At 36.4% G+C, this 25,283-nt stretch carries 22 protein-coding genes and 1 pseudogene; 6 read left to right on the top strand and 17 right to left on the bottom strand.

From position 1 onward, the window contains the following. The first annotated feature begins 9 nt into the window (after positions 1-9). On the top strand, positions 10-228 hold the full coding sequence (locus tag AXA65_RS15415; protein ID WP_063970962.1) for a hypothetical protein: 219 nt from the start codon (positions 10-12) through the stop codon (positions 226-228). A gap of 251 nt (positions 229-479) precedes the next feature. Here AXA65_RS15415 and AXA65_RS15410 read toward each other — a convergent pair whose 3' ends face one another. The 11 genes and pseudogenes from AXA65_RS15410 to AXA65_RS15360 form a co-directional block, all read right to left on the bottom strand. Beyond that, positions 480-1,220 (bottom strand): zeta toxin family protein, encoded by a 741-nt coding sequence (locus tag AXA65_RS15410; RefSeq protein ID WP_086048229.1) that lies wholly within the window; start codon positions 1,218-1,220, stop codon positions 480-482. Then, complete coding sequence (locus AXA65_RS15405; protein ID WP_063970961.1) at positions 1,208-1,468, bottom strand: hypothetical protein; 261 nt, start codon at positions 1,466-1,468, stop codon at positions 1,208-1,210. Before AXA65_RS15405 ends, AXA65_RS15410 begins: the two co-directional genes overlap by 13 nt. An 82-nt stretch (positions 1,469-1,550) precedes the next feature. Further along, a complete protein-coding gene (locus AXA65_RS15400) occupies positions 1,551-2,993 on the bottom strand; it encodes a hypothetical protein (protein WP_063970960.1) in 1,443 nt (480 codons plus the stop codon). A 231-nt stretch (positions 2,994-3,224) separates the two neighbouring features. Further along, positions 3,225-3,311: pseudogene (locus AXA65_RS20595) on the bottom strand (hypothetical protein); the annotation flags it as partial. Positions 3,312-3,390: 79 nt separating this feature from the next. Beyond that, positions 3,391-4,371: a hypothetical protein gene (locus AXA65_RS15395; protein ID WP_131797838.1), complete on the bottom strand. Its 981-nt coding sequence runs from the start codon at positions 4,369-4,371 to the stop codon at positions 3,391-3,393. A 155-nt stretch (positions 4,372-4,526) separates the two neighbouring features. Continuing rightward, complete coding sequence (locus tag AXA65_RS15390) at positions 4,527-4,874, bottom strand: hypothetical protein (protein ID WP_063970958.1); 348 nt, start codon at positions 4,872-4,874, stop codon at positions 4,527-4,529. A 436-nt stretch (positions 4,875-5,310) separates the two neighbouring features. Continuing rightward, a complete protein-coding gene (locus AXA65_RS15380; RefSeq protein ID WP_063970957.1) occupies positions 5,311-6,036 on the bottom strand; it encodes a DUF5131 family protein in 726 nt (241 codons plus the stop codon). Positions 6,037-6,040: 4 nt separating this feature from the next. Continuing rightward, positions 6,041-7,171, bottom strand: a complete 1,131-nt coding sequence (gene tcmP, locus AXA65_RS15375; RefSeq protein ID WP_063970956.1) for a three-Cys-motif partner protein TcmP — start codon at positions 7,169-7,171, stop codon at positions 6,041-6,043. A 97-nt stretch (positions 7,172-7,268) separates the two neighbouring features. Beyond that, positions 7,269-8,033 (bottom strand): hypothetical protein, encoded by a 765-nt coding sequence (locus tag AXA65_RS15370; protein WP_063970955.1) that lies wholly within the window; start codon positions 8,031-8,033, stop codon positions 7,269-7,271. Continuing rightward, complete coding sequence (dgt, locus tag AXA65_RS15365; RefSeq protein ID WP_063970954.1) at positions 8,034-9,449, bottom strand: dGTP triphosphohydrolase; 1,416 nt, start codon at positions 9,447-9,449, stop codon at positions 8,034-8,036. Between the two features lie 83 nt (positions 9,450-9,532). Further along, positions 9,533-9,844, bottom strand: coding sequence for a hypothetical protein (locus AXA65_RS15360; protein WP_063970953.1), 312 nt, complete (start codon positions 9,842-9,844; stop codon positions 9,533-9,535). Positions 9,845-10,479: 635 nt separating this feature from the next. Between AXA65_RS15360 and AXA65_RS15355 the strand changes: the two genes are divergently transcribed. From AXA65_RS15355 to AXA65_RS15345, 3 genes are read left to right on the top strand one after another with little or no spacing between them, the layout of a single operon-like run. Then, entirely contained in the window at positions 10,480-13,476 is a 2,997-nt protein-coding gene (locus AXA65_RS15355) for a SusC/RagA family TonB-linked outer membrane protein (RefSeq protein WP_063970952.1), read from the top strand. A gap of 11 nt (positions 13,477-13,487) precedes the next feature. Further along, on the top strand, positions 13,488-14,852 hold the full coding sequence (locus tag AXA65_RS15350; RefSeq protein WP_063970951.1) for a RagB/SusD family nutrient uptake outer membrane protein: 1,365 nt from the start codon (positions 13,488-13,490) through the stop codon (positions 14,850-14,852). Next, on the top strand, positions 14,842-17,343 hold the full coding sequence (locus AXA65_RS15345; protein ID WP_063970950.1) for a prolyl oligopeptidase family serine peptidase: 2,502 nt from the start codon (positions 14,842-14,844) through the stop codon (positions 17,341-17,343). Before AXA65_RS15350 ends, AXA65_RS15345 begins: the two co-directional genes overlap by 11 nt. A 19-nt stretch (positions 17,344-17,362) precedes the next feature. On the opposite strand, the gene AXA65_RS15340 is transcribed toward AXA65_RS15345, so the two are convergent. Genes AXA65_RS15340 through AXA65_RS15330 form a run of 4 tightly spaced genes read right to left on the bottom strand, consistent with a single transcriptional unit; the run spans position 17,363 to position 19,603 of the window. Continuing rightward, entirely contained in the window at positions 17,363-17,626 is a 264-nt protein-coding gene (locus AXA65_RS15340) for a DUF6520 family protein (RefSeq protein ID WP_063970949.1), read from the bottom strand. A gap of 24 nt (positions 17,627-17,650) precedes the next feature. Continuing rightward, entirely contained in the window at positions 17,651-19,183 is a 1,533-nt protein-coding gene (locus AXA65_RS15335) for a DoxX family protein (RefSeq protein ID WP_063970948.1), read from the bottom strand. Between the two features lie 18 nt (positions 19,184-19,201). After that, positions 19,202-19,369: a hypothetical protein gene (locus tag AXA65_RS19950; RefSeq protein WP_165596612.1), complete on the bottom strand. Its 168-nt coding sequence runs from the start codon at positions 19,367-19,369 to the stop codon at positions 19,202-19,204. A 12-nt stretch (positions 19,370-19,381) separates the two neighbouring features. Next, positions 19,382-19,603: a hypothetical protein gene (locus AXA65_RS15330; protein WP_063970947.1), complete on the bottom strand. Its 222-nt coding sequence runs from the start codon at positions 19,601-19,603 to the stop codon at positions 19,382-19,384. A gap of 276 nt (positions 19,604-19,879) precedes the next feature. Between AXA65_RS15330 and AXA65_RS15325 the strand changes: the two genes are divergently transcribed. Together AXA65_RS15325 and AXA65_RS15320 are read left to right on the top strand one after the other, a co-directional pair. Further along, a complete protein-coding gene (locus AXA65_RS15325; protein WP_063970946.1) occupies positions 19,880-21,583 on the top strand; it encodes a helix-turn-helix domain-containing protein in 1,704 nt (567 codons plus the stop codon). Between the two features lie 45 nt (positions 21,584-21,628). After that, a complete protein-coding gene (locus AXA65_RS15320; RefSeq protein ID WP_063970945.1) occupies positions 21,629-22,474 on the top strand; it encodes an RteC domain-containing protein in 846 nt (281 codons plus the stop codon). 51 nt (positions 22,475-22,525) lie between these two features. Here AXA65_RS15320 and mobC read toward each other — a convergent pair whose 3' ends face one another. Together mobC and AXA65_RS15310 are read right to left on the bottom strand one after the other, a co-directional pair. Further along, on the bottom strand, positions 22,526-24,526 hold the full coding sequence (mobC, locus tag AXA65_RS15315) for a conjugal transfer protein MobC (RefSeq protein ID WP_063970944.1): 2,001 nt from the start codon (positions 24,524-24,526) through the stop codon (positions 22,526-22,528). Positions 24,527-24,682: 156 nt separating this feature from the next. Next, positions 24,683-25,228: a cysteine hydrolase family protein gene (locus AXA65_RS15310; protein ID WP_063970943.1), complete on the bottom strand. Its 546-nt coding sequence runs from the start codon at positions 25,226-25,228 to the stop codon at positions 24,683-24,685. Positions 25,229-25,283: the final 55 nt, after the last annotated feature.

Here is a 25,283-nt window from a genome sequence, read left to right as displayed (position 1 = left end):
ATAAAAATTATGAAAGTGAAACTATGTTACCTGCACACATCACTTGAGATCAAATGGAAATTGCCATTCTTTCCCCGTATTGGAGAATACATATCCACCGCTGAATTTTTATCAGAGAAGGAGTGGCGGCAGCTTGGTGCGGAGCAAGATTATTTCCAGATCATCAACATCTCCTGGTTTCTGTATAAAGATGCCAGACAGTCAACTGTCGAAATTCTACTGGAGTAGGTTCAGATCCGTATGATAATAATTTTGGTAAACTACCCTAAAACTCAATACTAAAGTAAATATGAAATTTGGATTAACTGTAAGATAGCTCAAATATTGTAAAATTATCTGCCCATAATCGGAATTTTTCCGATTATGGTATTAAAAATTTACAAACATTAGTGTTTTCAATTTAATCTAACTTGGAGGCGGCAGTCCAGTTTTTATAAGATTTTATTTCGATTGTTTTAAAGGGATGTATTGTAAATCGATTATGCTTTATTGATTACAAATTCGATAAACCAATTGGGAAAATTTTCAGGATCAATGTTCACGGTCAATGCATCGTCATCCTTCTCTGCAATCAGCAGCATTTCATCGGAATTATCAAACAGGAATGCCCGATCTGCCATCTTCAACGCGGGATAAAGATTTTGTAATGTATTGGTATATCTGGATATGATTTTCTTCGGGTCTACATAGTGCCCGCCCTTTTGCACTCTGTTGTCTACCCGTGAGACATTTAGCTTTGCCTGATCAAGGCAGATAAAATAGAGATAGACCTTATATCCCAGTTTCCTGGCTTCAATGATCTCATCCAGTTTTGAAGTATGGCTCATCACGGTTTCAAATGAAAAAGAGATGTCACTCTTCATAAGGTGTTCTCTAATAAATGAGGTGATCAATGCCGCCTCATAACTATGCGTATCATGCGATTTGTCAACGATGATGTTTTCTCTTATCTCAATATCTATTTTATGTCCCGTATCCAGCGATTTTTGCAAGAGTGTTTTTGCATTGGCGCTTTGAAAAAAACTGTTGAGGTCATCTTGTTTCAGCTGAAGACCGAAAGGCTGTAAATCAAGAAATCCTTTTTCAAGGATCTCTTTTTCTATAGCATCGGAATTAATAAAGATTCCTGGGTCAAAATTTCGTTGAAATGTTTCAAATAAGGTCGATTTGCCAGAACCATTTGGTCCTGCAAAAATTCGCAGTCTTTTTACTTTAGGCATATTTTGCTACCTTTAGTAAGTCCGCTTTTTGCGAATTCGACTTTTTCTACAGATGAGGTTCTAACCATCTTTCCCTCGAAAACTCTATAAATTCCTCCATCCTTGATGATCTCAAAGGGGATATCCAAAGCAATAGAAGATCTTTTGGCATTGTGCGATGCCGCTTTTGCAAATCTCACAAGTTCCCTCCTGTCACTTATTCGGCGACTGGTTCTGATCCTGCTTCTGATATTATCTTTTCTACTCATTTTAAAATTTATTACGCTAAATTACAAAATATTTCTCCTATCAAAAGATTGTACGGAAATTCTCTAAATAAACTTTCTACTATTATACAGTGGGCTTTATAAAATAATTATCTAAAGCTTCCTTCATTTTTTTATCTTTCATTTTTATTGTTAAGTCTCTAATTGTGTCGGGTTCAAAATATTTCACATGAAACTTATTAGAGCTTTCAGAAAGTTTATCCAAAATTTCTTTTGCAGGTTCTGCAATGCCTCCTGTAGCCCAATATTCAAAGTGTACTGAATGGTTTTTTAATGTTTCCTGTTTAAGAAGCCAACTCTTAAATGCAGGAATTTTAATAGATGTCCATTTCCATATTTTATCTTCGTCTATTTGACTATTTGTAGCCTTGCACTCTACAAATACAACCTTATCACTATAAGTAGCAAAAACATCAATTTCATGTCTTCCATTATTTTCGAAGATCTCTCTTCCAATATCTATGCTTTGACATTTTTTGATATGAATATGTCCAACAAAATATTCGAACAATGTGCCTCGAATGTTATAGATTAGTGTTTCATTAAATATTTTCAACTCAGTAATAAGCTGTAGATATTTATCGGGCTTCGATTTTAAGTTTGCTCCTGCATTATTTAAAATCACTACAAGCTCATTTAAAGCCTGTGCATATTTCTCACCAAACAACTCACTAATAAAACCAATTGCAATTCCTTTCTTTTTTAATTCCGCCAGTGCTTCTGGATGCAGATTATCAACTATTAGATATGGCATTATACGAGGGGCATTTTTAAAACTTTGAATGTGATTGAGTTTCTCAATGAAAAACATAATATCTTCTTTGTAAAATTCTCTTCCGAACATAATATCCGCTAGAATAAAACCAGGCTTCCCATTATCACTTAGTCCTCGTATGTATGATGGTCCTTTAAAACCCCACCTGAATTTACCATATTCTGCAAATATTTCTCCTTTGTTAAAAGAGATTAAGCCCGTGTTTTTCATTATCTTATGAAAATGAGAAAGAATATCATCTTTAATAACTTCTATAGTACGATTTGAGATACTTGTTGTTTTAAGACCTGAAAACTTTGGTGAAAAATGATATTCTTCGTTACCGATAAAGATGAGAATCCCTTGGTCAACAAATTTTTTTAATACTTGTTTAAAAGGTAAATGTTTAAGCAGAGGCTTTATTGGATAGTTTGTGTAACACTCTAAATATCTTTTATTAATAATACCTCCGTGAATCTTCAGTGCATTAATACAATACCAATATTTTCTGCCGCTTTCAAATAAAGCTTTTGTAAATACAGAAAATAATTTATCATCCTCATATTGATTTTCTAAAAAACATAGCGATTGATTACTAGTGAAAAAACCTTTTATCTTTTTTAAGTTTTTTGTTCTAGATATTTTTTGACTGGCAGTATTAACAGGAATCTTTTCAGCTTTGGCGAGATATTCAGCTAGTTTTCCTGACAGAAGAGGTCCTCTATTATGTAAAATATTTTCAATTGTTGTCATATGGCTCTATATATAAATTACTCGTTAGAGTAAGGGAACAACGCAAAAAAAAATGCGCTGAATACCTTGGATACACAATTTTACTTTCTCAAAATGCCTTTTTTGCAGTCATATCGGTTTTTGAGACCTATTGATACTTATTTAAAAAACTTCCACACATTTTGCTAATACGAATCAGCCGTAGCTCATCTTCCGTAAGCACTTTTATCATATTCTGCCATAAAATCTTGATTATGTACTTTTTTTTGGCAAATTTTTAAATAATGTAAATTTTTCACTGTAAGGTTTGAATTTTTCTTTTCGATTGGGGCTCAAACAATTATAAAATAATCATAGTAATTCATAATCAGATAATTGTGCTCTGACCATTGATGTGTATTTTGTATTATTCGATATCTTAAATTTGTCTGCTGAAATTTCTTTCATATTCAATTCCACTGGCACCAATGCTAAAAGCTTTTGTGGGACTTAATTCTATTCTACTTAGCAATTTATCCCTTTTGCTAAATGATAATTTCGTACCGATAATCTTTCCGTCGCTAGTTATTAAGTAACTAAATTCCCACTTGTTTTTTGAGTTAAAAATAAAATGAATTTCACTTATGTCGACCTGACTTTGAAGAGACGTAACTTTCTTGTGAACACTAAATAATTTTGTTGCCTGCAACCCCTTTTCTATTTTCGTTGCATCATCTGATTTGATGTGCAATTCTATTGTAGGTGTGCCTGGGATTTCGAATATTGTGTGCAAAATCTTGTCTTTGGGAATCATGTTTTGCCTAACAATTCGAACTGTTTCTGATAGTTTTTTTACTGCAGCTTTAGCATTTTTTTTGCATCCATCATAAATATCTTCAGCGATATCTTCAGCAATTTTTTCTCCTATTTTCGCAAAAAAGGGTTTCAAAAGTGGATATAAAATAAAATAATATTTAGCAAGAGTTATTACAACTTGTGGATCTGGAACAAGATTTTTCCTCATACCAAGTTCAAGAGATATTTCTTCAGAATAAACTTGTCTTAGCTTTTTAGCAGTATTCTGTAAAACATTAATATTTTCAAAATTATTTTTATCAATTAAAATTTGAAATTTATCTGTATTTTCTGATGTTATAAAAGAAATTGGTTTTTCAGGCTCTTCTAAAATTAAACTTTTGTCAAAATTTGCCGTTACTCTATTTTTAAACACTAAAGGTTCAGCAAATACATGAAAAATTTTATTTACTTCTTTAATCTCTGCGTTGTCAAAATATCCCAAAGGAGGAATATCTCTACGATGATTTATTAGATACCGCATTTTATAATTACCGTTTATGATTTTTACGTAATCTTCCATTATATTAAAAGGGATAAAATCTCCGTGAAGATCAGTTGTCATAGATCTAAGTATTACTTTTTCTGCCTAATAATTATCTAGTTGAAGATGTTAATGCTACCAATGCATTATTCTGTATAAAAATTATTACGTACACAAACATCTATCATATTTATTTGTTTGTTCACTTTTTTTTAATAATCAATTATTGAAGATATTTAAAATGATGCATTATTATAAAATATTACATCATTTTCTACAAGATCATAGTAATCCATTTCTTTATTATATTTGAATTCAATTTCCTTGTTATTTCTCATCTGTACATTTTGAGAGCTGAAAGAATTTTCAACAAATTCTAAATGAATCCTAACAAAAGCGTGAACATCTGTGACAATTATTTTATCACGGTCTTCCTCATCATCATTTATTTTAAAATCAGCAATATCCACTGATTCTACGGAATTTACGGGTCTTCCTTTACCAATTTTTTTGTCTGCTAAAAGTTTTTTTTCTATTAAATTTTTAAGATCAATTAAAATTTTTTCTTTGTCTTTGGGTCTCATTTTAAATTTGATTTTTGGTTATTGTTTGTATATGAAATTTATTGAAGATTAACTTTTATCTTTTTTATTTCATTTTTGGTTAGTTCATGAGAATTACTCTCTGACTGTCGATAATATCGCCAGAGATATAAAAGTCCAATAACAATAAAAATGAATGAAATCCATTTCAAAATCTGCTCAAAGAATCTTGTGAAAACAGATTTTTCGAAACTTGAAAATCCTTCAATTCCAGAACTATTTCTTCTATAAAATTTTCTTCGGTAAATCCAATATTGAAGTATGAAGGAGTAAACAGATAATTCCAATTATTAAAAGCTTATTCATTTTCAAAAAAGTTTTATATTTTTATCTCAGAAATGCCATCTTAGAAGCACTTTACAGGGCTTCAGAATTTCAAATTTTTACTTCACAGTAGTATTCATCAACTGTTATTTTATCACACACTGTGTTGTAATTCAATCTCAGGCATTTCGTCATATGTTCTACCATTTAGAATTCTTCCACTTGCCTTTTTATTTTTACCACCCCATTGTTTAAAAAAGAATGCTACTTGATTTTTATCACATTGTTCCTGAATGTCAATTACCCAATTGGCATCCATAGGTCTGGGTTTGTGGCCGCTTTCACCTCCAACAATAACCCAATCTATTTTTTCAAGATTTAAATTTGGCAGTGGACCAATTAGAGGTTCTAGTGATAAAAATTTTACTCTCGCGTCAGTTTTTCTTAAAAAGTCGATTCTATAATCTACTTTTTCGTTTTCGACCGAGACTCCCATCCAAATATTATGTGTCCATTTCAATTCTTTATGAAGTTCAAAAAGTCTTTCAGCACGTTTTGTCAAGACTTGAAAAACGTGTTGAGGATTATTGTTCATTACTTTAAAAACTTTCTTAATAAAGTCGAGTGGGATATCCTGATGAAATAAATCACTCATTGAATTTACGAATACTACTTTAGAATTTTTCCAAGTGTATGGGATTTTTAGAGCGTCTTCGTGTGTTCTGACTTCAAAATTATCTTTATATTTTTCCACACCCATTGCCTGTAATCTTTTAGACATTACTTCTGCGTAACAGAATTTACAACCTGCCGATATTTTATCGCACCCAGTTGTGGGATTCCAGGTCATTTCTGTCCATTCTATGCTAGATTGTGCCATAATATTATTTTAATATATAGTAAACTTTTTTTCTCTCAACGTCCTTAGCCTTATAGTATTTGACATAAAATGATTTTCTTCGGGCATGTGAATCAGTTGTATTTAAAAGAACGTCAAGTAATCCTCGATCTTGCCAATCAGCTAGTATTTCATTAGTATGTTTTGTAAGAAAACCTTCTTTAAGTGTGAATTCATATAGATCAAAATTATATTTTCTTTCTGAATTTAGAAATATTTTCAAAAGCTCTTCTAATCTGTTCGTTTTGTGATCGAAAAATAATGATGGAGCATTTCCTGAATACTCCCAACCTCTGCCTTCTTCTGAGTCAATTTCCCATTTAGATTCCAGCATTTTTTCAAATCCCTTGATGTGAGAGGTAAAAAAATATAGACAAAATACCGTGTTTTCTTCTTTCTTCAGTGTGAAATTATCAACAAAATAGTCGCTGCCGAAATATTTTTGAAAACCTTGCTTCAATGAGAAAATAAAATCCCAAACATTACTTGAGGATTTCACATCTTCTGTGATTTGCAAATCAGAAATAAGATTCTTCAGTACGTCTGGAGTTTCTTTATCTGAAAATCTATACATAAACTGTATTGGAAGCCATAATAGAATTTCACTTTTTTTATGTGTTCCAATTAATTCTTTGATATCACTCGCTTTTAGCTCCTTATATCCATATGGGTCTATGAAAACGAACGCTTTTTCTTTTTTATAGTTTCTAAATCTATCCTGTAAGGCTTTTACTTCTTCTTTATAATCATTATTTGTAATAATCAAATTACCAATATTGTGGTGATGAAGTTTTTTTTCTTCAATAATGCTTTTTAGGATAGCAGTTTTATTTTCATCAATGTCATTAAATATACAATCAATTTTAGGAAGTTTATTACTTCTTTGATTGATAACACTAAAATAGGTATCCTTCACATTTTTTAGTGCAACCAAAGGACTTCCATGTCCACCGTTTTCATATTGACCCTGTCCGCAGAAAAGATCATAAATATAAATTTTTTCAGTAAAGCCATCATTACTGATAATATTTAGATATCGTTTCAAATATTCTCCTAATAGCCTGACCTTCGCTTCTGAATGATCAAGCAAATTTGATTTAACATTTAGTTTATTCATGGTTAAATTACTTGATTTTTAAATTCAAGCACTTTCCAAATATACAAAATGTGATTTATGATTTTTTACGGATTTCAGTAAAATTTTGAAAATAAATTTAGAAATCTATTCTAAGTTGATTAGAATTTTGTTTTTCTCGTAGTTTAAATAATAAATTTAGAATATCATTTTCATTAATCGAGGTGTACTTTGGATATTGATCTCTTATGGTTAATAGTCTTTCAAGCGGATCCTCATATTTATCATCAATATATCCAATTTTCGAAAATAAATAATTAATAGTATTTAAAGAAAAATCTAAATCGTACTTTTTAGCTAAATATATTGCTCTCAGAATATTTGCTTCGATTGAAGGATTTAAATTTTTGTATACAGAATTTTCCTGTAAAATATTTAACTCTTTATTAGACATACATTCGTTAAAATAACGTAGATTGTAATTGAATGTATGTAAATTTATAACCAATGAGTCAAAGTTATAAAAGCACCCTTTTGCGATGCTATTTAATTTATCATTATCGTTCAATGTCACCAGATTATTTTTAAATGCCCAATTATTATCAATTGTCCAGATATCAATTTCTGTTGATTGTAGGGAAATTTTCATCCCCCCATATCTGTTTATTGAGTAAGTTGCATTTGAGTTCTTAATTAAAGATAATAATAAGTCATTAGATATATCTGTAATTATATCAATATCTCTACTATCTTTATTTAATAGGTAATCTCTGAAGTAACCTCCAACTATGTATGCAGAACCTGAGATAAATAACTCGAAAAAAAAATCCATAAAAGATTCCGCCTTCATATGTTCTATAAAATGAAGGTAAAAGCCTTTTTTTATGTCTTTTATCTTGTTCACTTATAATTTGATACCTTTTAATTCTTGATATAAGTTTATAGCGTAGGTGTCAGTCATTCCAGTTACGAAATCGATGATCATTTGCAATTTTTTGTATTCTTCATTTTTATAATTCTCTACCTTTTCATACACAAATCTATGACTGGAAGAAATTAGTTTATATATTCTTGCTTCATAGGTATTCCCCTCTGCTTTAAAACGTGAACTTCTGGAGGCCTTTACCATAATTTTTAGTAATCCATAGATAGCTTCCCATCCAGCTATTTCCTTCTTCACAATATTTTTATCATCAAATACTTTATATTGTAATTTTTTATATGCAGCTCTAATATCTGCTGCATCTGATACATCTATAATTTCTGACTCAAGGTTGCCGGTCATAATTAAATCATATTTCTCTTTAAAGGTTTCGATAATATTAGAAATCATTAACCTTTGAGTGAAAATTCTAAATTTCTGGATTACAATTGATTCGTCAATTTCTCCTTTTTCAAACAATTCAATTAATCTCGAAAGTTCAGAAATGACTTCATCTTTATTATTCTTAAGATTATTCTCAAAAATTTTTTTAACATCGTAGATATTAATTATATTCAATTTGACTCCATCCTCGATATCAGCGGCGCTGTAGGCAATATCGTCCGCTGCTTCCATCAGATAAACAATTGGGCTTCTTCTGTTATTAAGTTCTAGATGGTTGTTCAAAATATTGAAAGTTTCTACTTCCGAAACAAAATAACCAAATTTTCTTTTTGAAATTTCAGGATAATTTTTCCCCTTATTACCTTCTACAGAATTTGAAGGATATTTAATACTCGATGCTAATGTTGAATATGTTAAGTTGTAGCCAAAAGAATCACCAAAATAGTATAATTTTGACAAAATTCTTAAGGTTTGGACATTTCCATCAAAATTTGTAAAATCGCTTTTCTCTAGTTCACTTAGTATTGGATCTATCGAATTATTTTCTTTTTGTTTCTCTTTTTCGTAATCTAAAAACTCTCGAGATTGAAAGTAATCTTCGAAAAATTTTTTTACAGCCTCCTCTCCAAAATGTCCAAAAGGAGGATTTCCTAAATCGTGTATTAAACCTGAGACACGAAGCAGAGAACTAATATACCCTTTTTTATCAGAATTAATCTCTTTTTTTTCAATAAGGATATTTTCTATACTTTGACCAATAGAACTTGCAATGTATGAGACCTCTAAAGAATGAGTTAAACGTGTTCTAATATAATCACTTTGTTCAAGAGGGAATACTTGTGTTTTATCTTGTAATCGTCTGATTGGTGCACTTGAAATGAGTCTACCGTAATCATTCTCAAATGGATTTCGTCCATCTGTTGAAATAGTAGGTGTTTTCTCTCTAAACCGTATATCCTGTAATAATAATTCCCATTTTTCGGTGTAACTCATTTATATTAATTTTATGGAGCCAATTTACGAAAATCGATAGAATTTTACTCTCTGTTTGCACTATTATATTGTTAATTTAGAATTTAATTTTTATATGCTTTTCTGACCAAATCCCCTTGGTTTTCCTTTGAAAACTTAAGCTTTTTGTTTCTTTCTTCAACTCTGATGAAAAATTCTGATAAAGAAATTTCAAAAAAATCGCAAATTGCAAATAATTTACTGCAAGTTATGTTATGATCAGTTGAAGTATATCTTTCTAATCCTAAATTTTTACCCACTTCATTAAAGTATTCAATGTTTTCGTGGAGGAGTGCTTTCCCCCTATCCCTATATAAATCTTTAAGAACATCAGATATAGCCTCTGTTAATTCTATTATTTTAATTTGTTTGCCCATAAAAACAAATGGACTAATAAAAAATTGCGATAACAATTACACATGTGTAAATAAAAGTGTATATTAGCAAAATATTACATTAAAAAATAATGTAATTTTGCGATACTTCAAAGAATATTAGAAGCTATTGCTTAGAATCTCGCTTCCGAAAACTGGTAATTTTCAAAATAACAACGAGAGTATAAGCAGAAGCTCACGACCTAGGCGTGGGCTCTCTTATCTGTTGTTATGGGTATACCAGTGCCTCGGAGCCGATATGTAGAGTCCCATGCCGTTTTCTTTCAATGCTATTAGCCCACATCTACGTTAAAATCTAAGCCCGCTTCCTAAAATACAGTATCAGACTACACAATACAATAGGAGGGTACAACCTATTGCGGCTTTAAATAGCTCACTCGGGACACAGATTTCATTCATATCAAATTCTTTCCGGTGCCTTGCGGTCACTGCTTTAGATCCTCACCAGTCCTTTTTCATACCAAAGGGCATCAGGAAAGTTTTTATCCATCAATGAAGCCACTACTAAAATTACAAAAGATCAAAAACAAAAAAGCCCCTTCCCATACAGTTTGACGACCTTGGGAAAGAGCGAAGCTTAGTAATTACTGAACAATTAAAAAACCTTTTACAAATCTATGAAAAATTCCTATTACAAGATAGGAGGTATTTTCTTTGGCCTTATGCTGACCGCTGTCAGCAGCAACATAAAAGCCCAAACCCGCACCATTTCCGGTACCGTTACCACGTCCAACAAACCCCTTTCAGGAGTAACCATCTCCCAAGAGGGAAGTGATGAGGTAACCACCACCAGCGAAAACGGAACCTACACATTACAGGTTTCAGCAGAAAATCCCATCCTATTGTTCAGACACCCTGATTATTCAGAAGAGCGAATCAAAGCCAATAATCAGAAAGTCATCAATATCAGTTTAAAGGAAAATGTAAAGGGAATCGAAGAAGTTATTCTCAATGCAGGCTACTACAAGGTCAGAGACAAAGAAAGAACCGGTAGTATCGCCAAAGTTTCAGCAAAAGACATAGAAAACCAGCCCGTCAACAACGTCCTGTCCGCAATTCAGGGACGGATTTCAGGGGTCAGTGTCACCCAGAATAGTGGAATGCCCGGTGGAGGATTCAACATTCAGATCAGAGGTAAAAATAGTCTCAGGACCACTGCCAACAGTGGTGTGGATGGTAATATGCCACTATACGTTGTCGATGGTGTAAGCATCGGTGGTGATTTGCCCAGCAAGTTTTCAGGAACGGTGTTGCCGGGAAGTATCATCAATCCCCTGAACAGTATTCCTGTTAATAATATCGAAAGTATAGAGGTCTTGAAGGATGCGGATGCGACCGCTATCTACGGGAGTCGGGGTGCAAGCGGTGTGATCTTGGTGACAACGAAGAAAGGAAAGGGAACGGGCGTAGGCATTACGTTCAATAGCTCGTACGGCATCAGCAGGTCTATGATCGGACTTGAAATGATGAATACGGAACAGTACGTCGCAATGCGAAAACAGGCCTTTGCAAATTCCGGTGTCAGCACCTATCCCGCAACGGCCTACGACATCAATGGAACCTGGGACATCAACCGCTATACCAATTGGAGCGACCGTTTGCTTGGTAATACGGCCAACTTTTCGGATGTTTCCTTGTCTATCAAAGGCGGAAGTGCTACAACGCATTTTTTGATCAGTTATGGCCACAATGAGCAGACCACCGTTTTTGGTAATGACTTTGGCTACAAGAAAAATAATATCACTGCGAACATCTCTCATCGCTCGAAGGACAACCGATTTTCCCTGAACTTCTCCAATATGCTGGGTTTTCAAAAGAACAATATTCCTAATTTGGATCTGACCCGTCAGGCATTGGTGATAGCACCAAATGCGCCTGCACTGTATAATTCGGATGGAAGCCTGAACTGGGAGAAAAATACTTTTACCAATCCGGTTGCGGCCTTTGGAAGTACCTACAACAATGATAACTTTCAAATCATTTCCAGTATGAACCTCAGCTATGAGTTGTTCAAAGGCATTGATCTTAGACTTAACAGTGGTTTTAACTATCAGGTCATGGATGAGTCTTCACTTATACCGCATACGGTCAATAATCCATCATTCGGAATGACCCCTGCATTTTCGCAGGCCTCTAAAAATCATTTGGACAAGCTTTCGTTTACCTTGGAGCCCCAGATGTCATGGAAGTTTAAAAGTGACAGACATGCAGTAGAGGCATTATTGGGTGCCACCTATCAGCAAGATCTCGGTCGTCAGAATGGGATGAGGGGAGTAGGATTTGAAAGTAATATATTGATCACCAATATTGGGGCGGCGCAGACCAAGACCGTTTATGATCAGATCGATACGGCGTACCGCTATGGGGCATTTTTCGGCAGGGTCAACTACCGTTTCAATGACCGCTATATTCTGAATGTGACGGGTAGAAGGGACGGCAGCAGCAGGTTTGGCCCTAATAACAAGTTTGCCAACTTTGGTGCAGTAGGAGTGGCCTGGCTTTTTTCCGAGGAAAGCTGGCTTAAAGATCTATCGTGGTTAAGCTTTGGTAAATTACGGGCAAGCTGGGGAACTTCCGGAAGTGACAATATTGGCGACTACCAGTATCTTGATACTTATACCGCTTCGACATTGCAATACAACGGCATTACAGGTCTGGTACCTTCCAAGCTTAACAACCCTGATTTTAGCTGGGAAAAGACAGTTAAGCTCGAATCGGCTTTGGAGATGGCATTTTTTGATAACAGGCTCAACCTGTCCACTGCTTTTTACAGGAACAGGTCTTCCAATCAGCTGATAGGCTATCAATTGCCTGCTATCACAGGGTTTAGCTCGGTCTTGGCAAATTTGCCTGCCACAGTTGAGAACAGGGGCTGGGAAATAGAACTTGGAGGATTTCCCGTTCGGACAAAAACATTTCGCTGGGATTCGAGCTTCAATTTGAGCATCCCTAAAAATAAATTGTTATCATTTCCCGGACTGGAAGGTTCTACCTATTCCAATGCCTATGTTGTCGGAGAATCAACATCTATTGTTAAGTTATACCAACTGCAGGGGATCGATCCTGCAACGGGCAAATACATCTTTACCGATTTCAACGGTGATGGGAAAATTGCTTCTCCCGATGATAATAGGGTGGTCGAAAATATCGGGGTTCGGTATTTTGGTGGTTGGAATAATACCTTCCAATATAAAAACTGGGATTTTTCTTTTCTATTTCAATTTGTCAAGCAGAAGAACAGGAACTATAATTATCTCATGCCTGCACCGGGATCCATGAATAATCTGCCAGTGGAGGCATTGAATGTATGGTCTGCGGATAATCCGACTGGTACGTATATGCCTTATCAAACTGCAGCGAACCCTCTGCTGAGTTTATTCCAATCGAGTACCGCAAGTGTTTCGGATGCTTCTTTTATCCGATTGAAGAATGTCCAGTTAGGATTTAACATACCTCTACAGTCATCTATGGTTGACAATGTCAGGATCTACCTTCAAGGTCAAAACCTTGTTACCGTTACGAAATACTTCGGTCTTGATCCTGAATTTACGCCCCTTCCGGGATTTCTGCCCCCTCTGAGAACTTTTGTATTGGGAACACAGATCAACTTTTAAAATCAAATACAATGAAAAAATATATTACCTACCTATCTTTAGGGACCTTGTTTCTTATCAGTTCTTGTGAAGAAATGCTGGAAGTGGATCTTCCACAAAATCAGATATCTTCAGAACAGGTATTTTCTGACAAACAAACTGCTTATGCAGCTCTAGCCGGTCTTTATTCCGGTCTGTACGATAATTCTCCGCTCTCGGGGGATAATGCCGGCAAATTGCTGGGTGTTTACACAGACGACCTGAATTATTATTCTATGACCGCCAGTCTTGGAACCGTTGAATTGTTCAATAATACACAAAGGGCAAACAATACGGTAATCGCCTCCTACTGGAGTGGTGCCTACCAACAGGTCTATGTTGCCAACTCCATTCTTGATGGATTAGCAAGATCGACAGCGTTATCGAGTGCAGATAAAGATCAGATCCGTGGAGAGGTTTTACTTATCCGCTCCATTTTGTTCTTTTATCTGCAACAGAGCTTCGGTGATATACCAATGCCTTCTGTCATTGATTATAGAATAAACCAGAATCTCAGTAAAAAGAGCTCCGCTGATGTGCTGGAACTATTGCGTTCGGATCTTTTGGAATCTATTCAGATCATCAGAAATGACTACCGCCATACCGATAGGATATTTGCCAACAGGAAAGTGGCGGAATTGATGCTAGCCAAAGTCTATATGGCCCAAAATAAATGGTCAGACGCAGAAGCTTTACTTAAAACGATCGTACAGAGCAATCTCTATGTTTTTCAAAATGATATCACCAAGGTATTTACAAAATCAAGTACCCATGTACTATGGCAACTCAAGCCCCTTATTTCCGCTGATGGCACCAAGGAAGCGATACTTTATTATTTTGCCAATGCGGCCCCTACCAGTTTTGCATTGTCTTCAGACCTGATCAATTCTTTTTCATCAGTGGATATCCGAAAACAAAATTGGATCGCAGAGGTTAAAGTGGGTGCCAATACTTGGTATAGGACCGATAAGTACAAATTGAGAAGTGCCAACACCACGGAGTTTTCCATTATCTTTAGGTTGGAGGAGGTTTACCTTTTATTGGCAGAAGCGTTGGCGCAACAGAATAAAATAGTAGAGTCCCTGCCTTATGTGAATGCAACAAGGACACGAGCGAAGATTTCAGTTTTAACACAGCCTATAGATAGATCTATACTTCTAAATGAGATCCTTCTGGAATGGAGAAGAGAGTTTTTTACAGAAACCGGACATCGTTTTTTTGACCTTAAAAGATTCGGGAGGCTTGAGGATCTGAAAACGACAAAACCGAATTGGGCAACTTATCAGGCACTGTGGCCATTGCCGGAAAGAGAAATTCTGATGAACCCCAACCTCAATCCTCAAAATAATGGCTATTAAAATAAAAAATTGGGGATTGTTGCTTTATGCTCTGACATCACATGCGTTGATCTCGGCGCAGGCGACCAAGAAAGATACTTTGGAAAATTGGATCTCGGGCTATTCCACCTGGTCCCGCATCAATGTATCTGATAATGGGCGTTGGCTACTCGCAAGAAAATTGTATTATAAAAATACCGATAGCATCATGGTCTTTGATACGGAGAGACCGGGAGTGCCTGTTGATCATCTGGTCAGAAAGAATATCAGACAAAGTTTTCTGGGACAGCATTGTTTATTGGCATTAGGTGCGGATACTCTTGTATTAAAGGATCTTTTAAAAGGCACGACCGATCGATTCGTTGGAATACGCAAGGCGGATGTTGTGCCCTCAAGAGATCAATTTTTTATTCTGCACACAGATGGCGCACTAGGCATCTATGGTAGTTCGGGGAGATCGAACAGGGTATTTCGGGAGGTTGAAAGCGTAGTATCGGATAACAGATCCCAGCTTTATTATCAAAAGAAGAATAATAATATGATCGAGGTCTTCAATGGATACAATAAAAAAGAAGAGCCGATCTACAGTACAGCTCTCGAAATAGTTAACACGAGTTTTTCAGAGTCCGGTGATCATCTTTTCCTTACAGAAAAAAATAAAGAGGGAGCGCTGAATCTCATCATTATAAGAACCAAGGATGACCATTTATTACGGCATTCTATAACTCCCGTCGTGTCCGACTATATCAGGGCTACGGAGTTACTTAGCGGTAAGGAAAGATCACTTTTTGTGAGTTTTATCAAAAAACAGCGTGCTGATGCCTCTGCTATGGTAGATGTCTGGTACACGAATGATCTGAAATTGCGCCAGAAAATTTCAGGAGTAGTCTCGCAAAGTGCATGGCTTGTTGATCTGAATAGTTTGGAAACTGAAAAATTACCATCGCTATCGACGCACTATATACCAACGGGCATCAGTCGTTACTTTCTTGCATATGACACAGAGGAGTCTGATAATTATGTTGATCCAACTGCCACTTTTGACATAAAGCTCTTTGATAGTGATAAGACGGAGTTAACGCCTGTCCTAACAAAGGTCAGTGCAGTCATTTTTGCAAAAGACAAGAAACAATTTTTATTGTACAATACATCTGATCGGATATGGTATTATTATGATGTTTTGAAAAGGGAGATATTTCCCATCCATACAAAAGGAACCACAAAACCAATTTTTTCAGCAGATGGCAGGAGAATTTATTTTGGAGGTCTTAATGACCTTTGGGTATACGATATTTTACGCCATCGGTTGATGCCAACACAAAGTTTTTCCGGAAAAAATGTGCGAATCAGCAATGTGAAGACTACTGAACTGGATCAGTTTTCACGTCTTCAAATATCAATGCAACACTTAGATTCTAATCTGCTTTTATTGGATGTTCAAGATAAGACCAGTAAGAAAAGTGCCTATTATTCTTTTAATAAAGGAAAAACAAAAATGATAATTCCGTGGAAGGACAGAAGGCTAAAGGATTTTGCAGCTTCTAAGAATAATTCTTTTTATAGCATTGAAGAGACCTATAACAGCTATCCCCAAATCTATAAATATACAGCGAATGCATCGGTAGAAAAGCTTCTGAGTTCAGTCCCTGCAAAGGATTCAACAGGTCTGGATGGCATCAAGAGAGAGATCCTGAAGTACCGAAATTCTTTGGGTGTTGAATTGGAAGGACACTTATATTATCCGAAGAACTTTACTGAAAGCAAGTCCTTTCCTGTCATTGTCAAGGTCTATCAGGAACAGAATGGTCTAGCCCATCACTATCTTTTGCCCCAGGTCGATGAAGAGGGTTTTAATATCCGGATGTTGTTGGAGCGGGGGTACTTTGTTTTCCTTCCTGATACGATAGTGGATGAAAGAGGGCCGGGAATCTCTGCTTTGGATTGCGTTAATTCAGGACTGGATGCCATATTGAAATACAGTTATATCGACCAATCGAAAATAGGACTTACAGGTCATTCCTTTGGTGGATATGAAACAAATTTTATAGCTACAAGATCTGATCGTTTTGCAGCTTACGTATCGGGTTCAGGAATCAGTAGCCTGATCACAAAATACTTCACTTATAACTATCCGCTTCAGATGCCTGACTATTCAAGAATGGAATTGGCGCAATATCAAATGAAAAGGTCTTATGCTGAAAATGGAGACCATTACAGGGAAAATAATCCGATAGACCATATTCAAGATGTAAGGTCACCGATCTTATTATGGACAGGAATGAAGGACGAGAATGTAAGTCCAGATGAAACAATGGCTTTCTACATAGGCCTGCTTCGAAATAAAAAGCCTGCTATAGCATTGTTTTACCGTGACAAAGGACACTCATTAGGAATGCTGACTCCAGAAAGTTTAGACCTGACCACACGATGTCTTGAATGGTGGGATTATTTTTTGAAAGGACAAAGATCTGTCGATTGGATAAATGAAATAATGAAAAAGGATGCTCAATGAGCATCCTTCTTTAATAAGATTACGGATTAATTTCATACAAAGTCTGTACACACATCGAAGGACTTTCCAGCCTGTGAAGTGGTGTTGCATTATCAGAAGACCAAGTGCAAATGGCTCCTGTGTCCACATCTGTACAATTTTTGTCAGGCTCACATTGCAGTTCTCCTCCTGAATTGACCAGACGATAACCCGTGAAAATTGCTTTGGTACTTTTGTAGTTCGTTGCGAAAGCAGCGCCAGTGCCGAAAAGTATTACGACAGCTGAAATCATTACTTTTTTCATAATAATTATAATTTAGATGTTTGCCTACTCTTTGTTCAGGTTTTCGGCTTTCCCTGTTTTGAAGTTCTTTTTAATACTGTTGCTGAAACGGTATTGAGAAAGTAAATTTTTTCTTATGACATATAGGTGGTCATCGGTGACATAAAAATCTGATATTTTTTGCCTGTCCTCTTCATAGAGATAGAAGCTGCCGATATATTCTCCTTTATCGATTGAATACAGGTCAATCACATCAGACTCTTTCCATAAACGCATAGGCTCGTGCCTGCCTTTTACCAACGAATGGTTGAACAATACATTTTTGTAAGCCACACTTTTGTTGTTAACCTTTAATACAGGGGTTGTCATTTTGTTCTTTCCATCTTTAAGTTTCTTGGTTTTTATCTGAGCTTTCGAAATAGTGTCGATGGTATTGAATTTCTGTACTTTATGAAGATATTGATCTGTTGTTGCAAATTGATTTCTGTAATTGTAGATGTAAATGAATTCAGAATGGTCTGTATCACTTGTAAGCAGACCATCAGCATCAAAAATCCCATCTGTTTGCCTATCCAAAATATCTTTATTAACATAGAATTTTGTTGGTAGGGCAGTGTTGTAACGTGCTAATTCCAATTCCTTGGTCTCAGTACTTTGAATTCTTAAAATAAAATTGGCTGAATCTATAACGGCTAGCTGAGAAAAATAAAATTTTCCAATATCTATTGTTTTAGATTTTAATGTCTTAATATCACCCCTGAATATAATTGGTACAGTCCCATCAAACAGATAATATTGATTGCGATAAGTTTTGACATTGATATTTTTGAAAGGGTAGTTTTTATTATCGATTGATATCTTGCGCAGTTCTGATTTTTTGAGATCTTTACTGATAAGTTGAAGATCAAGTGGTTTTTTTTTATTGGCAAGATGTAGAAAGCCCTTATCACCTCCTGCAAAATATAAATAGGGATTGTCAAGTTCTTTGGTCTGTATAAGATTTACGGGATATTTAAGATAGCGCCTTGTAAAATTATTTTCTTTTTTAATGATATGATCAGAGGAAAAGAACAATAGCAATACAACTCCGAAACTAATTATGCAAAGAGTAGAAAGATGGAGAATTTTAACATGTAATGGTCTGTTTTTTTTAATAGCAACCTTTCCATCTGAATCGTCTATTAGATTACCATAGCCCAAAATAGCGACACAGACAATATTAAATATCAAATGCTCCTTCCATCCCATCTTCTCTAAAATTCCACCACAAGAGCAGGGTACATGTTCACTGTAATTCAGGATTAAAAATATATAGGCAGTGAAACTTGCCATTATGCAAAACGATAATTGAAGTCCCCATTTTCGTGTTATTGTAAAGCCCAGTAGTAATACGGCAATAAGCTCTATTATGATGACGATATATGAAATACTCCCTGCATATGCACTAAGAAGGGGAGACTGAGCGATCTGCACCTGAAAGTTTTCAAAGTCAAGAATTTTACTGATACCCGCATAGACGAACAGCAGAATAAAAAAATAACTGACTATTAAAATGAAGGTATTCAAATAATTTTTCATCACCAATATTTTTAGAATTTAACTTGACCGCAACAGTCTCCATTTTACTTTCAATCCGCAATAGTCCGGCATCTTGCTGCCTTTCATGATGGGACAGGTGGTCTTAAAATTCCCCATACTTTCCCAAATGCCGCTTTCCGGACATGGTAAGCCTGTGACAACTGATATGGAGGTATGGGGAATCATAGGATATAAAATTTAATTATTTATTGGAACAGTCCGCCAGTTGTCACCATCTCTCACAGGTGGATCAGGATCTACGGGTGGATTGTCTTTTCTGACCGTGTCCCCACGCAGAAATACGGCGGGCATAAAATCATCAGTTTCGGTTTTCGATAACGCAGCGTCATCACGTTCTGCACAATTCAGCACACCAAATGTGCATGCGATAAGACTTAAAAATGGGAATAACTTTTTCATTTTAAATAGTTTTAAATGGTTATTCCGGCCGGATTATACTAGAATTCTGAGACCAAAGGTAGAGTCGTCGGTAATTGAAAAAAAGCCTGCTGTGGCGCTATTTTAAAATGACGACGTATCAATTTTAAAATTGTACCACTCATTTTCAGGCATTAAGCCTTTAGTCAAGAGAGTTATGAACAATTTCCGTCTGACAGACCATCAAGCCGCATAGAAATCCTTTATTTAATGGGAAAATGTTTAATTTTGAGATGGTGAGGTTCTAATAATAAGCATATGAAAAAGTGTTACGGCTTTCTCATGCTCTTTTCCTTTTTATCACAGCTTACATTTTCACAGCCCAAGAAAGAAAAGACCTTTGAGGAAATAAGAAAAAAGTATGAGATGAAAACCATTGATGACATCAGTGCGATGCCTGATGTCAGGATCTTTATCCGAAAGGCAAAGGATGAATCCAATTTCTCAAAGCTGATCCAGGGTTACCGGGACGGACGGCAGTTCGATCTCCCGCACAAGATCAACTATGCGGACAGTGCAATTGCGGCCAGCATCAAATATGGCACTAAGGACGACATCAGTAATGATTACCTCAGCAAGGGTATCATTTACTATTTCTATCACAAGAACTACAAACTTGCACTGGATCAATATTTAAAGGCCTATGAATTTTCCAAAAGGTCAGATGACCAATATCTTCATCATAAGGTGATCTATCATTTAGGGGTTGTGAAATTACATTTGGGTTATTATGAGGAGGCCCAGGAGCATTTTGATGAGTGCGTTGCCTATTATGGAAAAAAAACAGAGGCAAAACTTCATTTCAACGAAAAGTTTAACCGCAAAAAGGCCTATCTGAACAGCCTTCACCAGCTAACGGTTACCTGCCGGTATCTTAAAAACTACAAGAAGAGCGACAGTCTGAGCCAGTTGGGATATGACCTTACTTTAAAGGATGACGATTTTGCTTTGGAGCACAGCTATTTTCTGAAGTGCCGAGGCATTTCAAAATTTATAAAAAAGGACTACTCAGGTGCAGAGGCCGACCTTGAAAGTTCATTACCAGTCATTGTCCAAAGAAATGATTTTGCCTGGGCGTCTGTGGTGTATTACTATCTGGGCAAGATCAACGAGGCACAGAACGATGCCGATAAAGCTATTTTATATTATACGAAGATCGATTCTATTTTTGAAGTTCACGCCTTTGTATTGCCCGAGGTCTATAAAAGCTACAACTTTCTGATCGAACATTATAAAGATAAAGATGTTAAGAGGCAGCTGTATTATACCAACCAATTGCTGAAAGCTGACAGCCTGCTGACCACCAATTATGCATATCTCTCTTCAAAACTTCACAGGGATTTTGATCGCCGCTCGCTGGTAGAGGAGAAGGAAAGGCTGGAGCAGGTCAGCAAAAAAAAGACTGTTTACGCTCAATTCCTTGCAGGGCTTGTCTTACTGGTCCTGATTATTTTAGTAGTACGTTACCGGAAAGACCGAAAAATCAAAAAGCAATATTTACTCCTTCAAAAAAAACTGGCAGAACAATCAATTGCCAAAGGCGACCTCGTCATTGAGGAGGCACCTGAATATTCGATCAGAAAAACTTTTCTGACCGATGAGATGGCGCGGAAGATCACAGAAAAACTAAAAAAGTTTGAAGATGAACATCAATTCCGGAAAAAGGGGTTGACCCAACATAGTACAGCGGTAAAACTCGGTACGAATTCCCATTATCTCTCCATCTATATCAACGAGAACAAGGGTATGAACTTCAACAGATACATCGCTGAACTTCGGATCAACTATATTACCAATCTCCTCAATACCAACAATAAATACCTCCATTACACCATCGAAGCTTTGGCAGAGGAATGCGGCATAGCAGCCCGTCAAAATTTCTCCAGCCTGTTTTATGAGATCAACGGCATCAGACCGACAGATTACATCAGGAACAGAAAAAAAGAATTGGGATTGAGCTAACTAGGCATCAATAAAGGTTTTTTTGTAAATTTCTAAAAAAAGGACATGGTAACAAAAACTATTTTTAGAAAGATCACAAAATTAAATGACGACCTGGAGTTGAAGATCAACGAAGTGTATGACGACGACGAAGACATGGTTAAGATCGCTGAGAAATCTCTTATACTCATCGATGAATCGGTCAGAAATTTAAAGGAGATGATCTCCCCGCACCATTTTGAGACTATCGCTGAAGAAGTCTATTTCTTTAAAACACTGAAGCCCCAATTTATTTCAAAATTCATCTATTATTCCACTATTCTGGATATCGAATCCCATAAACCTAATGCGGGGAACAAGGCTCTGAAAAAGTACTATGAGGCAGAACAGGAGAAGCTTAAAACCTTTTATGAGGAGCAGGCAGAATTTTACAGTTATTACAGGAGGGAAGCCACCTATCTTGACCAGAAGATATTTGTCAGAAATTCCTACGACCTGAAAATGAAATTATCCTTTGGCTTCTATAATTTTGACACAAGTTTTACCACTTCTCACGATCATCTGATCGCGAGATTCCTTGCCAGCCAGAAATTGGATCAATATTTAAAAAAACAGCTCGAAAATATTGGCGATCATCCCGTTGGTAAAAGCTTGTCACCACTGGTATGGTCTGCATCCAAGGTTGGCCTGATCGAATTGGTCTATGCGCTTTACCAGATGCGATGTTTCAATGGCGGCAACATTGAACTCAGTGAGGTCATTAAGTTTATGGAGAGATCTCTGGACACAGACCTCGGCAACTTCCACAAAACGATCTTTGAGATCCGGAACCGAAAACAGGGGCCGACGAAATTCTTGAATCTGGTCGGTGAACATCTCAATCAGCACTTTATGAATACTGAAGGGGAGTGATTGGTTTGAAAACCTTGAATACCTGTCTGTCAGTCTGCATTCAAGGTTTTTTTATTCTTTATTGATCAGATGCTGCAGGTCAGGATCGTTTGAAATTCTATCCATTTCATTCGTAATAATCATCAGGATATCCGCTTTGATATTTTTATAATTGGCTGTAATTTCCTCCCGCATGCGCTCGGCTCCGTTCTCGTCAACAAATGAACGGATGTGAGGTATTTTTTGATAATTCTTTTCCTCCGCAGAAAATCTGGCGCTGTCAACGACAATCTCAGAATGGAATATTTTCTGATCGATCCTTTCATCAAAGTTGTCAGAAACGGCACCTACAAAAAATCCCTGGGTGAGTGTTGAGATCTTCGATGCCGGGATCAGGCTGTCCAATTGTGTTGAAATGGACGTTGACGTGTCATTTCTATTGATCGAAATACTTTGTCTTTTCTGTAAAACCTTACCAAACCTTTCTGATAATGATTTGGCGGTTTCTCCAACGACCTGTCCGCTAAATATATTTCCTACGGTGTTTTGGATCACCTTGCTTTCCTTATCTCCATAATCTCTTGTCAATTGAGAAAAGTCCTGAAATCCCAAGCAGACTGAAACCTTATTGCTTCTGGCGGTAGCGATCAGGTTGTCCAATCCTCTGAAATAAATGGTAGGTAGTTCATCAATAATGACTGAACTTTTCAGCTGTCCTTTTTTATTGATCAGTTTGACAATTCTTGAATTGTAAAGTCCCAGTGCAGCCGAATAGATGTTCTGGCGGTCCGGATTGTTTCCCACACATAATATCTTGGGATCCTCCGGATTGTTGATGTCGAGCGAGAAATCATCTCCTGTCATCACCCAATAGAGTTGCGGGGAGATCATTCGGGACAAAGGGATCTTTGCAGAAGCGATCTGTCCCTGCAGCTGATCCTGCGCACCGCCCTGCCAGGCATCCATAAAGGGGGAGAGGTAGTTTTCAAGTTCGGAGTAGGAGGTCAGGATCGTAAAGACATCCTCATATTTCTTATTCAATAGTTCGATGGCGTGCGGGAAAGTGCAGTATTGACCGTTCTGATAGATCTTCAGGAACCAAATGATCGCTGCCAAAAGGATGATCGGGCTTTCTACAAAGAAGTCGCCCTGCTTTTGGATCCAGCTTCGGTTCAGATTGAGCATAATGGTGTAAGCTGCTTCATAGGCATCTGAGATATCCGTCATAAAGTTTGGATTCAACGGATTGCAACGGTGGCTTTTTCTGGGATCGTCGAAGTTGATGATATAAAATTTCGGTTTGATCTTGTAACCCTCCGAATGATTTAACAGATGGTTGTAGGCAATAAGGGAAAGGTCATCGAACTTAAAATCGTAGATGTACATGGAAAATCCCTTTTCAATATGCTGCCTGATGTAATTATTGACCACAGCGTAGGATTTTCCTGATCCCGGTGTACCCAAGACAATGGTTGCACGAAATGGATTGACCACATTGATCCAGCCACTGTTCCATTTGTTTTTGTAGTAAAACTTTGTGGGCAGGTTAACGGAATATTCGTTTTCCATCAATCTGGTCTCCTGCAGAAAACTTTCATTCTCACTATTAAAAACATCATCCATCAGATTATGTTTTAGAAGACGACTGACCCATACACCCGCCATCATCAGTAAGATATAGCCTGAGCCAGTTGAAATCATATAAGGCAATGTCAAAGGATTTGGTGAGATCAGTAATAAAGGTGTGTTGAAAAAGAATAGGACAGTACCCAGTACTAACACTGCAGATATTTTCTGCCAGGTGATCTTCTCATTTTTCACCCCTTTGGTTCCAAAACAGCTCAGCCCCAGCAATACAAATGCAAAAAGTTTTGAATAGATTGGTTTGCCAAAGAGTCCTGCCGCCCTGTTAAAATTTTGCAGGATCTTATTGACAAGTTCTAAGTTCCAGCCACGCTGTGTAAAAAAGCTATAGCAAAACCAGTAAAGGTGCATCAATATTACTATGATACTAACTGCTCTCATAAAAGCCATTATTTTGGCTAGCCCTCTTAAATCGTCTTCACCCTGCATTTTTTAATTATTTTCAGATATGGGCGTGAATTTATGAGCTAATCGCAGTGATTGAGGGAATGTGGATTTTTGTGGAAATATATGGCAGTGTGATGCCTCTCCTTAAAAAAAAGATCCTGTTAGTTGACAACAGGACCTGATCTGATTTGTAACACTTTATGCAGACAGAAATTCCTCCGCGCTTATTACATCAGCATAGAAAAATTCCAAAGCGGACAAAAACGCGTGATGAACGTCGTCAGCTTTTACTGTTTTTCCATTGATATTCAGATCTCTAGAGGCACAGGCGTCACCAATTACTGTGCATTTAAATCCAAAGTCATTTGCAGCTCTAGTCGTAGCATCAACACACATATGGGTCATCATTCCTGTGATCACCAATTCTGTTATTTCCTGATCTTTTAAATAATCCAACAGACCGGTATCTCTGAAACTATTGGGATAGTTTTTTTGAAATATCTTTTCCCCCTCAAGTGGTCGTACATTTTCGTGGATCTCAGCACCGGTGGTTCCAGTAACCATAAACGGTGAACCATTTGGACTTAGATGTTGAATGTGGACAATCGGCAGATCTTTTTTCCGGAAGTATTTAAGAACCTTACTGGCGTTAATACTTGCCTCTAATGGGCTAGCCAACGGAAATGACCCTCCTTCAAAATAATCATTTTGGATATCGATAATGATCAATGCTTGTTTACTCATAATATTTGATATTTTTTATAATACAAAACTATGATGCAGTTAAAAATAGAGCACT

This window comes from Chryseobacterium sp. FP211-J200 (genome assembly GCF_001643375.1).
Classification (GTDB): domain Bacteria; phylum Bacteroidota; class Bacteroidia; order Flavobacteriales; family Weeksellaceae; genus Epilithonimonas; species Epilithonimonas ginsengisoli.
Note: the sequence above shows the minus strand (reverse complement) of the source record. Positions and strands in the feature narration are given on the sequence as shown.